This is a genomic window from Nocardioides guangzhouensis (genome assembly GCF_004519545.1).
Taxonomy (GTDB): domain Bacteria; phylum Actinomycetota; class Actinomycetes; order Propionibacteriales; family Nocardioidaceae; genus Nocardioides; species Nocardioides guangzhouensis.
The window spans coordinates 1-12,383 of record NZ_SDKM01000068.1; the positions used below are offsets into that span (position 1 = coordinate 1).

General features: G+C 73.5%; 11 protein-coding genes. 5 read left to right on the plus strand and 6 right to left on the minus strand.

Annotated elements, in window-relative coordinates; genetic code table 11:
• Positions 1–286 precede the first annotated feature (286 nt).
• Positions 287–1,666, minus strand: coding sequence for a TrpB-like pyridoxal phosphate-dependent enzyme (locus tag EKO23_RS23610; RefSeq protein WP_134720941.1), 1,380 nt, complete (start codon positions 1,664–1,666; stop codon positions 287–289).
• 122 nt (positions 1,667–1,788) lie between these two features.
• Between EKO23_RS23610 and EKO23_RS23615 the strand changes: the two genes are divergently transcribed.
• Positions 1,789–2,220 carry a nitroreductase/quinone reductase family protein gene (locus EKO23_RS23615; protein WP_134720942.1) on the plus strand — a complete coding sequence of 144 codons (432 nt, stop codon included), beginning with the start codon at positions 1,789–1,791 and terminating at the stop codon, positions 2,218–2,220.
• Here EKO23_RS23615 and EKO23_RS23620 read toward each other — a convergent pair.
• From EKO23_RS23620 to EKO23_RS23630, 3 genes are read right to left on the minus strand one after another with little or no spacing between them, the layout of a single operon-like run.
• Positions 2,217–2,735, minus strand: a complete 519-nt coding sequence (locus EKO23_RS23620; protein ID WP_134720943.1) for a hypothetical protein — start codon at positions 2,733–2,735, stop codon at positions 2,217–2,219. The two genes, EKO23_RS23615 and EKO23_RS23620, sit on opposite strands and share 4 nt — an antisense overlap.
• A complete protein-coding gene (locus tag EKO23_RS23625) occupies positions 2,732–3,877 on the minus strand; it encodes a putative T7SS-secreted protein (RefSeq protein WP_134720944.1) in 1,146 nt (381 codons plus the stop codon). The genes EKO23_RS23620 and EKO23_RS23625 overlap by 4 nt, the downstream gene beginning before the upstream one ends.
• Entirely contained in the window at positions 3,874–4,179 is a 306-nt protein-coding gene (locus EKO23_RS23630; RefSeq protein WP_134720945.1) for a type VII secretion target, read from the minus strand. Before EKO23_RS23630 ends, EKO23_RS23625 begins: the two co-directional genes overlap by 4 nt.
• Before the next feature lie 128 nt (positions 4,180–4,307).
• Between EKO23_RS23630 and EKO23_RS23635 the strand changes: the two genes are divergently transcribed.
• The 4 genes from EKO23_RS23635 (at position 4,308) to EKO23_RS23650 (ending at position 11,336) form a co-directional block, all read left to right on the plus strand.
• A complete protein-coding gene (locus tag EKO23_RS23635) occupies positions 4,308–8,900 on the plus strand; it encodes an ATP-dependent helicase (protein WP_134720951.1) in 4,593 nt (1,530 codons plus the stop codon).
• Positions 8,893–9,672 (plus strand): DNA-formamidopyrimidine glycosylase family protein, encoded by a 780-nt coding sequence (locus EKO23_RS23640; protein WP_134720946.1) that lies wholly within the window; start codon positions 8,893–8,895, stop codon positions 9,670–9,672. The genes EKO23_RS23635 and EKO23_RS23640 overlap by 8 nt, the downstream gene beginning before the upstream one ends.
• A gap of 277 nt (positions 9,673–9,949) precedes the next feature.
• On the plus strand, positions 9,950–10,834 hold the full coding sequence (locus EKO23_RS23645) for a cobalamin-binding protein (protein ID WP_134720947.1): 885 nt from the start codon (positions 9,950–9,952) through the stop codon (positions 10,832–10,834).
• 16 nt (positions 10,835–10,850) lie between these two features.
• Complete coding sequence (locus EKO23_RS23650; protein ID WP_134720948.1) at positions 10,851–11,336, plus strand: GNAT family N-acetyltransferase; 486 nt, start codon at positions 10,851–10,853, stop codon at positions 11,334–11,336.
• A gap of 11 nt (positions 11,337–11,347) precedes the next feature.
• Here the strand turns inward: EKO23_RS23650 and EKO23_RS23655 are convergent, their stop codons facing one another.
• Positions 11,348–11,656, minus strand: coding sequence for a helix-turn-helix domain-containing protein (locus EKO23_RS23655; RefSeq protein ID WP_134720949.1), 309 nt, complete (start codon positions 11,654–11,656; stop codon positions 11,348–11,350).
• A gap of 65 nt (positions 11,657–11,721) precedes the next feature.
• On the minus strand, positions 11,722–12,216 hold the full coding sequence (locus tag EKO23_RS23660) for a CinA family protein (RefSeq protein ID WP_134720950.1): 495 nt from the start codon (positions 12,214–12,216) through the stop codon (positions 11,722–11,724).
• Between the last annotated feature and the right edge of the window lie 167 nt (positions 12,217–12,383).

A 12,383-nucleotide genomic window follows, 5' to 3' on the forward strand; every position in this document is an offset into this window, starting at 1 on the left:
CGGTCTTGATGGTCGAGGTGCCCGGTCTTGACGTCGCGCCTGCGTCGTACTTCCGCACCGGTCGACCGGTGAGTCGTGAGGACACGCAGGCGCCATTCCGCGGTGGTGAGCGCCGTCGGTCAGGGAAATCAATGCCCTGGCTGGGAAAGCATTCCCTGACCGGGCAGGGATTCCCCGGGCGCCCGGGGAATTCCTGCCCGCCCTGCCCCAAGGGCGAGCCGGTGCGAGACGCCCGCGNTCCTGCCCGCCCTGCCCCAAGGGCGAGCCGGTGCGAGACGCCCGCGCCTCAGGCCAGCGCGGGCAACCGCGACAGCGCGTCCGCGACGGCGGCCTGGATGTCCTCGTCCTCCCACGCGTGGTCGACCACATTGCCGGCGAGGTACGCCTCGTACGCCGCGAGGTCGAGGTGGCCGTGGCCGCAGAGCGCGGTCAGGATCACCTTCTCCTCGCCGGTCTCCTTGCAACGCAGCGCCTCCTCGACGGTGGCCGCGAGCGCGTGCGTCGGCTCGGGAGCCGGAACGATGCCCTCGGTGCGCGCGAACAGGACCCCGGCAGCGAAGCACTCGGTCTGAGCCTTTGCCACCGCCTCGATCTCGTCGGTCTCGTAGAGGTGGCTGATCAGCGGGCTCATCCCGTGGTAGCGCAGGCCGCCGGCGTGGATCGGGTCCGGGACGAAGTCGTGGCCGAGCGTGTGCATCTTCATCAGCGGCGTCATCCCGGCGGTGTCGCCGAAGTCGTAGGCGTAGGTGCCCTGGGTGAGCGACGGGCACGCGGCCGGCTCCACGGCACGCACGGTCGGGCTCATCCGGCCCGCCCACTTCTCGCGCAGGAACGGGAACATGAGGCCACCGAAGTTCGAGCCGCCGCCGGTGCAGCCGACCAGCAGGTCCGGGGTCTCCCCCGCCTTGGCGAGCTGCAGCAGCGCCTCCTCGCCGATGATCGTCTGGTGCATGAGCACGTGGTTGAGCACGCTGCCGAGCGCGTAGTTCGTCGTCGGATCCTGGGCGGCGACCTCGACCGCCTCGCTGATGGCGATCCCCAGCGAACCGGTCGAGTCGGGGTGCTCGGCGAGGATCCGCCGACCGGCCTCGGTGAGCTCCGAGGGGCTCGGGTGCACGGTGCCGCCGAAGGTCTCGATCATCACCCGGCGGTACGGCTTCTGGTCGTACGACGCCCGCACCTGCCAGACCTCGCAGGCCAGGCCGTACTGCGCGCAGGCGAAGGCCAGCGCCGTGCCCCACTGGCCGGCGCCGGTCTCGGTGGTGAGCCGCTTCACGCCCGCCTTCGCGTTGTAGAACGCCTGCGGGACCGCGGTGTTCGGCTTGTGCGAGCCGGCCGGCGAGACCCCTTCGTACTTGTAGTAGATCCGGGCCGGCGTCCCGAGCGCCTTCTCGAGACGGTGCGCGCGGAAGAGGGGGCTGGGCCGCCACAACCGGTAGACGTCGAGCACCTCGTCGGGGATGTCGACGTACTGGTCGGTGGAGACCTCCTGCAGGATCAGGTCCATCGGGAACAGCGGGGCCAGGTCGTCCGGGCCGACCGGCTCTCCGGTCCCCGGGTGCAGCACCGGCGGCGGCGGGGTCGGCAGGTCGTGCAGCACGTTGTACCAGCGGGTGGGCATCTCGCTCTCGTCGAGCTGGATCTTGTGCTGCGGCAGCGGAGCCATGGCGTCTCCTGTTCGTCCGACGACTGGTCGCACCCGAGACTAGTGAGGCCCGGACGGGTCTGTCTGTGCCGTGTCCGGGGGGTCTACCGTCGACCCATGGGACTCGTGCCCGGGACGGCGCGGTGACCACGCTGCAGCGGCGGTGGTTGCGCGCCGGCAACCGGATCGGGGTGTGGATGTACCGCACGCTGGACGGTCGGCTGTCCAGCGGCAGCAGGAAGGTCACCGTCCTGATGGTCACCTCCCCCGGACGCCGTACCGGCATCCCGCGGTCGACCTGCGTGCGCTACCTCGAGACCGACGACGGGCTGGTCGTGTGGGGCACCGGCTCCGGCTCCCCGCAGGACCCGGACTGGTTCCGCAACCTGCGGGCGTCGCCGACCGTGCAGGTGCAGGTGCGGGCCCGGACGTTCGAGGCCCGGGCGCGCGAGCTGCTCGGCGACGAGCGCGACCGCGTGTGGCGCGACGTGGTGCTGGCGCAGGCGCCGGCGGTCCAGAAGTACGCCGACAAGGCCGGCCGCACGATCCCGGTGGCGCTGCTCGAGCCCGTCTAGGGTGCGTCCTTCTGGGGTGCGGTCTGCTCCGGGAGCGGCCGCACCGTGCGCATGAAGTCCTGGAACTCACGACCGATCCGCGGCCAGTCCTCGGCCAGGCAGGTGACCTTGTAGATCACCACCACGCGCCGTCGTTCGTCGTCGAGGTCGAGCAGCGCGGTGATCACCTGCATCTGCAGCAGGTCCAGCCGGCGGCCGTCGATCTCGATGCCCGCGGCGACCAGCTGCGTGACCGCCGGCGCGGTGTCGACGCCGACCTCCTCGCGGTGCAGGACCCGCAGGTGCGGCGTCTCGGCCGCCAGCACCGCGACCGCCTCCTCGGCGATCTCGCGCATCGAGGCCGGGTCGAACCGCTCGTCGCCGCTGACCACGAGCGTGGGCACGTAGTCCTCGCCCAGCGGCGCGCGGACGGCAAGGAACGCCGCGTTGGTGACGCCGTACGACGCGGGGTCGGCCGGGGACCACTCGGGCCCGGGCAGCTCGAACTCGACGGGCACGGGGAGCGTGGTGTTCACGGGAGCAGACCTCCGATGGACTCGATGACGTCGCCGCCGGTCTCGATGACGCCGGGCACGTCGATGGTGATGTCGCCGCCGACCTTGCCACCGAGGCCCCAGGCCAGGCCGCCGTGACCCCCGATGGTGAACTTCCCCTCGTCGTAGCCGACGTCGAGGTCGACCGCGGCCCCGGCACCGGCCCAGCCCTCGACGTCGACGTTGCCGCCGAGCGGGCCGAGGTCGACGCCGCCGCTGCCCTTGATCTTGCCACCGGCGAAGAGCTCGCCGCCCGCGTGACCGCCGGTGTTGTCGATCTTCGCGTGGTACTCGCCCTCGGCGCCGACCAGGGCGCTGTACTCGGCGTTCAGGCCGAGCGGGCCGTAGTAGTCCTCCCAGGAACCGTCGGAGTCGAAGATCCAGCCCTTCAGCGTGCCGGAGCCGAGGCTGATCGCCCAGGGGCTCTCGCCGGGCTCGGTGCCGAACTTCTTGTCGTCCTCGGACGCCTTCTCCCACGGCCACGTCACGGAGGGGCCCTCGAACTCGTGGTCCCAGCCGAAGAAGTCGTACTGCGCCTCGGTCCTGGCGCCGTCGACGTTCTGCTGCCTCGAGACCGCGGTGTCGCCGGCCTCGGCGAGGTCGTCCCGCGCGCCGTCGAGGATCTCCCGCGCCTCGTCGCGGATCTTCTCGCCGGGGTCGGCGAACGGACCGGGGTGGGCGGGACGGACGACCGGCGGGCCGCCGACGGGGATCGGGTCGCAGGCGTGCTTGTTGTAGTTGTCGACCGCGTTGTTGTACGCGGTGACCGCCTGGTCGGTGGCCGAGTCCCCCTCCTTCCACTTGTCGATCGCCTGCTGCGCCTTGTTCTGGGCGGCGGTGAGGGACCCGGAGTACGCCTTGATCGCGCCCTTGGTCTCGGTGAGGTGCGTGAGGTACTTCGTCCAGCGGTCGACCTCGGCGTCGTAGTGGACCTCCCACGCCTGCTGGGCGACGCCGGACCACTCGGGCACCCGGACCGCCTTGAGCGAGTCGAAGAGGCCGCTGATCCGCTTGTGCTCCTTCTCGAGCTTCGCGACGTTGGCCTCGATGTGCTCCACGTTGCCCGGGACCAGCTCCTCGGGGTCCGTGGTCTGGCCGAGCTGCTTCGCCGACGGCGCGGTCACTGGGGGACCTCCCAGCTCAGCTCGATCAGCTGCCGGTCGGCGAGCTCCTGGTCGGTGGTGCGGTAGAGGCGGGCGGCCGCCTGGAGCTTGTCGGCGAGGCCGTCCCCCATGTCGTGCATGGTGGTGCCCTCGCTGTCGCAGTGGTCGGTGGCCGCCTCGAACCACGCGGCGAGCTCGACGTGACCGAAGGACTCACCGGTCGCGTTCGTCGCCTTGAAGTCGTAGTCGGCGAGCGGTGCGACGACCTTGCGCAACGACGTGGCGCCGCTCTCCAGGTTCTCGATGACGACCTCGATGCCCATCGGACGGGTCCCCCTGCTTCTCTCGGTGCCACCGGCGGTGACAGGGCACAGATGCCCCGGGCCCCTCGTCGCCAAACCCGGCTGTCGGTGGCGTGGGGGAAGATGGCCGGGTGCCGGATCCCCTCGAGATGTTCAGCGAGCCCACGCGAGCCTGGTTCACGGCCGCGTTCGCCGAGCCGACGACCGCGCAGGCGGGCGCCTGGGCGACCATCGGCGCCGGCCGGCACGCCCTCGTGGTCGCGCCGACCGGGTCCGGCAAGACGCTCTCCGCGTTCCTGTGGTCGATCGACCGCCTGGTCAGCACTCCGCCGCCGGACAAGGCGCACCGCTGCCGCGTCCTCTACGTCTCCCCGCTCAAGGCGCTCGCCGTCGACGTCGAGCGCAACCTGCGGGCACCGCTGGCCGGCATCCGGCACACCGCCGACCGCCTCGGCACGTCGGTCCCGGAGATCCGGGTCGGCGTCCGGTCCGGCGACACCTCGGCCGCCGACCGGCGCCGGCTGACCACCTCGCCGCCGGACATCATGATCACCACGCCCGAGTCGCTGTTCCTCATGCTCACCTCGCAGGCGCGCGAGTCGCTGCGCGGCGTCGAGACGGTGATCGTCGACGAGGTGCACGCGGTGGCCGGCACCAAGCGCGGCGCCCACCTCGCGGTGTCCCTCGAGCGGCTCGACGAGCTGCTCCCGAAACCTGCCCAGCGGATCGGGCTCTCGGCGACGGTGCGCCCGCTGGAGGAGGTGGCCCGCTACCTCGGCGGCCAGGCTCCGGTCGAGGTCGTGGCACCGCCGTCGGAGAAGCGGTGGGACCTGAAGGTGGTCGTGCCGGTCGAGGACATGACCGAGCTCGGGCAGCCGCTGGACGACGACCTCGAGGGCCCGGCCTCGGCCGGCACCAGCCGCTCGTCGATCTGGCCGCACGTCGAGGAGCGGGTGGTCGACCTGATCGCCGCGCACCGCTCGACGATCGTGTTCGCCAACTCGCGCCGCCTGGCCGAGCGGCTGACCGCGCGGCTCAACGAGATCGCCGCCGAGCGGGCCGGGTTCGGGGAGGACGGGGATGCTCGCTCCTCAACCACCGACGAGGTGCAGCCGGGTCGGGGGCTGCCGGCCGAGATCATGGCCCAGTCCGGCCTGTCCGGCGGCGCACCCCCGGTGATCGCGCGTGCCCACCACGGCTCGGTCAGCAAGGAGCAGCGGGCGCTGATCGAGGACGACCTCAAGCGCGGGTGGCTCCCCTGCGTGGTCGCCACCAGCAGCCTCGAGCTCGGCATCGACATGGGCGCCGTCGACCTGGTGGTCCAGATCGAGTCCCCACCGTCGGTGGCCAGCGCCCTGCAGCGGGTCGGCCGCGCCGGGCACCAGGTCGGCGAGGTCTCCCGGGGCGTGCTGTTCCCCAAGCACCGCGGCGACCTGGCACAGACTGCGGTCGCTGTCGAGCGCATGCGGTCCGGCGCCATCGAGTCGCTGGCGGTGCCGGCCAACCCGCTCGACGTGCTGGCCCAGCAGGTGGTGGCGGCCACCGCCCTCGACGCGTGGGACGTCGACACCCTCTACGACGTGGTCCGCCGCAGCGCGCCGTTCACCGGCCTGCCGCGATCGGCGTACGACGCGACGCTGGACCTGCTCAGCGGCCGCTACCCCTCCGACGAGTTCGCCGAGCTCCGCCCCCGGCTGGTCTGGGACCGCGTGACCGGGCAGCTCACCGGGCGGCCCGGAGCGCAGCGGCTGGCGGTGACCAGCGGCGGCACCATCCCCGACCGCGGGCTGTTCGGGGTGTTCCTGGTGGGTGGCGAAGGGCCAGGGAGGCGGGTCGGCGAGCTCGACGAGGAGATGGTCTACGAGTCGCGGGTCGGCGACGTGTTCGCGCTCGGCGCCACCTCCTGGCGGATCGAGGACATCACCCACGACCGGGTGCTGGTGTCCCCGGCGCCGGGGGTCCCGGGGCGGCTGCCGTTCTGGAAGGGCGACAGCCTGGGCCGGCCGGCCGAGCTCGGCGAGGCGGTCGGCGCGTTCACCCGTGAGCTCGCCGCGATGAAGCCCGACGAGGCCGAGGAACGGGCCCGCGCGAACGGCCTCGACGAGTGGGCGGCCGGCAACCTGGTCACCTACCTCACCGAGCAGCGCGAGGCGACCGAGGTGCTGCCCAGCGACCGCACCATCGTGGTCGAGCGGTTCCACGACGAGCTCGGCGACTGGCGCCTGGTCGTCCACTCGCCGTACGGCACGCCCGTGCACGCGCCCTGGGCGCTGGCGATCAACACCCGGCTGCGCGAGCGGTACGGCGTCGAGGCCGGCGCGGTCGCCTCCGACGACGGCATCGTGCTGCGGATCCCCGACGCCGACCTCGAGCCGCCCGGCGGCGACGTGGTCGTCTTCGACGCGGAGGAGATCGAGGAGATCGTCACCGGCGAGGTGGGCGGCTCGGCCCTGTTCGCCAGCCGGTTCCGCGAGTGCGCCGCCCGGGCCCTGCTGCTCCCCCGCCGCGACCCCGGTCGCCGGTCCCCGCTGTGGCAGCAGCGGCAGCGCTCGGCGCAGCTGCTCGAGGTCGCCACGAAGTACCCGTCGTTCCCGATCGTCCTCGAGGCGGTCCGCGAGGTCGTCCAGGACGTCTACGACGTGCCGTCCCTGGTCGGGCTGATGAAGAAGCTCGACCGGCGCGAGGTGCGGGTGGTGGACGTGGCCACCCAGCAGCCGTCGCCCTACGCACGCAGCCTGCTCTTCGGGTACGTCGCCCAGTTCGTCTACGAGGGCGACTCCCCCATCGCCGAGCGCCGGGCCGCCGCCCTGCAGCTCGACCAGGGTCTGCTCGCCGAGCTGCTCGGCCGGGCCGAGCTCCGCGAGCTCCTCGACCCCGCCGTGCTGACCGAGGTGGAGGCCGAGCTGCAGCGGCTCGCGCCCGACCGGCAGGCCCGCGACGCCGAGGGGGTCGCCGACCTGCTGCGGCTGCTCGGCCCGCTGACCGCGGAGGCGGTCGCCGCGCGCTCCGTGCCGGACGCCGACGCGGCGACGTGGCTCACCTCCCTGGCCGACGTACGCCGCGTGGTCGAGGTGCGGGTCGCCGGCGAGGCCCGCTGGGCGGCGGTGGAGGACGTCGGCCGGCTGCGCGACGGTCTCGGCGTCCCGGTCCCGCCGGGCACCCCCGAGGCGTTCGCCGACCCCGTCGAGGACCCGCTCGGCGACCTCCTCTCCCGCTTCGCGCGCACCCACGGCCCGTTCACCACCGCCGACGTCGCGACGGCGTTCGGACTCGGCGCCGCGGTCGCCCGGCAGACCCTGCAGCGGCTGGCGGCATCCGGCCGGGTGCTGGAGGGCGAGTTCCGCCCCGCCGGCAGCGGCAGCGAGTGGTGCGACGCCGAGGTGCTGCGTCGGCTCCGCCGTCGGTCCCTGGCCCGGCTCCGCAAGGAGGTCGAGCCGGTGGAGCCGGAGGTGCTCGGACGGTTCCTGCCGCAGTGGCAGCACGTCACGGCCGGCCGCCGCGGCAGCCTCCGCGGAATCGACGGCGTGCTCTCCGCGGTCGATCAGCTGGCCGGCTGCCCGGTCCCGGCGTCCGCCCTGGAGCCACTCGTGCTGGCCTCACGGGTCAGCGACTACGAGCCGGCGATGCTCGACGAGCTCTCCGCGTCCGGCGAGGTGACCTGGGCCGGGCACGGCGCGCTGCCGGGCGCCGACGGCTGGGTCAGCCTGCACCTGGCCGACCAGGCGCCGCTCACCCTGCCCGACCCGGCCGAGATCGACCTGTCCCCGCTGCACCTGTCGATCCTCGAGGCACTGGCCCCGGGTGGTGCCTGGTTCTTCCGCCAGCTCGCGTCGGCGGTCGGCTCCACGAACGACCGTGAGCTCTCCGCCGCCCTGTGGGAGCTGGTGTGGTCCGGGCGGGTCAGCAACGACACCCTCGCGCCGCTGCGGTCCCTGACCCGGTCCGGGTCGACCGCGCACCGCAGCCGGCGGCCACCACCCCGGGCGCGCGCCGCCCGGGTCCGGCCGGGCCTGCCGGCGCGCGGCGGGCCGCCCGAGTCCTCCGGCCGCTGGTCGCTGCTCCCGGAGCGCGACGACGACCCCACGCGCCGCGCCCACGCGACCGCCGAGGCGCTGCTCGAGAGGCACGGCGTGGTCACCCGCGGTGCGGTCGTGAGCGAGCGGGTCGACGGTGGCTTCGCCGGGGTCTACAAGGTGCTCTCCGCGTTCGAGGAGTCCGGTCGTTGCCGGCGCGGCTACTTCGTGGCCGGGCTGGGGGCCGCCCAGTTCGGCACCGCCGGCGCGATCGACCGGCTGCGCACGTTCACCGAGCTCGCCCCCGGCGCCAAGCCCGAGGCGGTGGCGCTGGCAGCGACCGACCCGGCGAACCCGTTCGGTGCCGCGCTGCCCTGGCCCGAGCGGCCGGCGACCGACTCTGAGTCCACGGACACGAAGGAGGGTCGTGGCCACCGGCCAGGCCGCAAGGCCGGGGCGATGGTGGTGCTGGTCGACGGCGCCCTCGCGCTCTACGTCGAACGCGGCGGCCGCACGCTGCTCACCTTCGCCGACGAGCCCCTCACCCTCGGCCCGGCCTGCGCCGCGCTCGCCGACGCCGTACGCCGCGGCGCGCTGGGCCGGCTGACGGTCGAGAAGGCCGACGGCGAGCAGCTGCTCGGCCGCGGCGACGCGTCGAGCCCGCTGCGCCAGGCCCTCGCGGACGCCGGGTTCGTGACCACGCCGCGGGGGCTCCGGATCCGTGCCTGAGGGCGACACTGTCTGGCGTGCCGCCCGGTCGCTGGACCGGGCGCTGTCCCGACGCACCCTGACCGCGACCGACTTCCGGGTGCCGGCCCTGGCCACCGTCGACCTGTCCGGGCAGGTGGTCGAGCGGACGCTGGCCCGGGGCAAGCACCTGCTCACCCGCGTCGGCGACGACCACACCCTGCACACGCACCTGAAGATGGAGGGGTCGTGGCACCTCTACCGGCCCGGCACCCGCTGGCGGCGCCCGGCGCACGAGGCCCGCGTGGTGCTGCGCACCGAGGAGTGGCACGCGGTCGGCTTCGCGCTCGGCGTGGTCGAGCTGCTGGCTCGCGACGACGAGGACTCCGCGGTCGGCCACCTCGGCCCCGACCTGCTCGGCCCCGACTGGGACGCCGACGATGCGGTCCGCCGACTCGCGTCCCAGCCCGAGCGGCCGCTGGTCGAGGCGCTCCTCGACCAGCGCAACCTGGCCGGGATCGGCAACCTCTACGCCAACGAGCTCTGCTTCCTGGCCGGGACCCGCCCGACCGCGCCGGTCTCCGCGGTCCGGGACCTGCCCCGCCTGGTGACCCGGGCCCACGCCCTGCTCGAGGCCAACAAGGAGCGCGTCGAGCAGGCCACCACCGGCGACCTGCGCCGAGGCAGCCACCACTGGGTCTACCGCCGCGAGCGGAAGACCTGCCTCCGCTGCGGGACCCGCATCCAGGTCGCCATGACCGGCGCACCCGGCCGCGAGCGCGCGACGTACTGGTGCCCTCACTGCCAGCCGTAGACCCGGACAGCAGACCCGCACGCCGTTGCTGCCGACGAACGTCGTGCGAACGGGTCGCCGAGGCGACTGTCATGTGACCAGGACGGACGACCTTCCGGGTGAGGTCATGCGAGGTGGTCGTTCATTCAGCTCGTTCATTCAGCCAGGACGTACGACGTCGTCGGGGCCGGCGGTGCGCGGGCGACGTCCTGGTCTCCGTTCCCGTCCCATGACGAGCCCGTGCTGGAGCACGGGGCGTCCTCGTGCCCGGGACCCGTCGGAATGGCAGGCTGCGGGCATGCGCATCGTCTCGCTGCTCCCGTCGACCACGGAGATCCTGTTCGCGCTCGGGGCCGGCGACGACGTGGTCGGGGTGACCTTCGAGTGCGACACACCGGCAGCGGCGCGCACCCGGACCATCGTGTCGACCTCGGCGATGCCCGCGGGACTCGACGCGGCCGGGATCGACGCGTGGGTGTCGGCGGCGCTGCGGGACGGGCAGGACCTCTACCACCTCGATGCCGACGCCCTGCGAGGCCTGGACGCCGACCTGGTGGTGACCCAGGACCTGTGCGCGGTGTGCGCGGTCGACGTGTCCACCGTCGACGACGCGCTGGCCCACCTCGGCTGCACCGCCGACGTGGTGACCGTCGACCCCCACACGCTCGAGGAGGTGCTGGCGTCGGTGACCACGCTCGGCACCGCCACCGGCCATGACGACGCCGCGCGGGCGCTCGTGGCCGGGCTGCGGGCCCGGCTGCACGACGTCGCCACGACGGTCTCCGGGCTGCCGGAGCCCCGGACCGTGCTGCTGGAGTGGACCGACCCTCCGTTCGCGCCCGGGCACTGGGTGCCGGAGATGGTGGAGCGGGCGGGTGGCCTGCCGGTGCTCGGCCGATCCGGCCAGAAGTCCGTGCGTACGACGTGGGAGGCGGTCGCCGACGCCCGTCCCGAGGTGGTGGTCTGCGCGCCCTGCGGCTACGACCTCGAGGGCGCCACCCGGGAGGCGATCGCGCTGGTCGAGCGGGACGTGCTGCCTGCCGGCGTACCGGTGTGGGCGGTGGACGCCGACGCGGCCTACGCGCGTCCCGGTCCGCGGCTGGTCGACGGCGTGGAGACGCTGTCCGCGATCCTGCACCCGGAGGTCATGGGGCCACCGTCAGGTGCCCACCGCGTCCGCTGAACGGCACAATCTCAGGATGTCCCTGCACGTCACCGCGTGCCGACCGGAGCATCGGGCCGAGCTGGCCGCCTTTCTCACGGCGCACGACGCGGCGAAGGTCGCGCGTCGCCGGGAGCTGGTCGATGCACTCGACCAGCCTGCGCTGGTGGCGTGGCGCGGGGACCGGCTCGCCGGTGCCGCGACGTACGTCGTCACCGGCGACGCTCGCGAGCTGTTGACGCTGCATGCCGCCGACCGCGGCGAGGGCGTCGGCAGCGCGCTGGTCGCCGCGGTGCGTGACGAGGCGGTCCGGGCCGGATGCACCCGACTGTGGGTGGTGACGACGAACGACAATGTCGACGCGCTCCGCTTCTACCAGCGGCGCGGCTTCCGCCTGGATCGGCTGCGGCCCGGGGCGGTCGACATGTCCCGGGACACCCTGAAGCCGGAGATCCCGAAGACAGGCGAGCACGGCATCCCGCTGCGGGACGAGGTGGAGCTGGTGATGACCTTCGGGTCGTGAGGTGGCGCGGGTCAGGCGGCGGAGGCGACCACGTCGCCAGCGGGGCGGGCGACCTGGATCGGGGTGGCGGCCAGCTCGAGCGCGGCCTCCTCGAGAGCGACGGCGTCGGAGACGTCGCGCAGCACGTCGGACAGCGGGAGGTCGAGGGCGGCGCACAGGGAGGCGAGCAGCTCCGACGAGGCCTCCTTCTGGCCTCGCTCGATCTCGGAGATGTACCCGAGGCTCACGCGGGCCTCCGCGGAGACTTCGCGCAGGGTCAGGCCACGCCGCATGCGGTGGGTGCGCAGCACCTCACCGAGCAGTCGACGGAAGAGCACCATCTGGCCTGTCCTTTCTGCCTGTGTCCGGCCAACGCTACCGGGTGGCCGATGCTTCCCGCCGCCGACTACGCCGAGGGCTGAAAATTGAGGGCCAGCCGGAGCACCGCCTCGCACGCCCCCTGCCGTACCTCGTCGCGATCACCGGACAGCGACAGCACCTCGGTCGCGGTCCAGCCGACAGCGGAGACCGCCACCCATACGGTGCCGGCCGGGACGCCGTCCTGCGGGCCCGGACCGGCTACGCCCGTGGTGGCGAGGCCGAGGTCAGCCCCGGTCAGCGACCGCGCCCCGGCAGCCATCGCGGTCGCGCACTCCTCCGAGACGACACCGTGCTCCGCGACCACGTCCTCGGGCACCCCGAGCACCCGGGTCTTGAGCGCGGTGGCGTAGGACACCACGCCACCGAGGTACGCGTCGGACGAGCCCGGCACCGCGGTCAGCGTGGCCCCGACCAGCCCGCCGGTCAGCGACTCGGCGGTGGCGATCGTGTGCCCGCTCCCCCGCAGGTGGTCGAGCAGGGTGGCGGCGAGGGGCACGAGGTCGCCGACGGAGGCGGTCATGCCGGGGATGCTAGACGGTATGACGTGACCGCTCGTGGGTGAGTGGTTGCGGGCCGGGGCCTCGCTCACAAGATTCGTGGGTTACCGAGCAGGGGCTGCCTGCTCGGCCTATCCGACAATTGTGGGAGGCCCCGGTTGTTTACCGAGCGTACGAGTGTGGGGCTCGA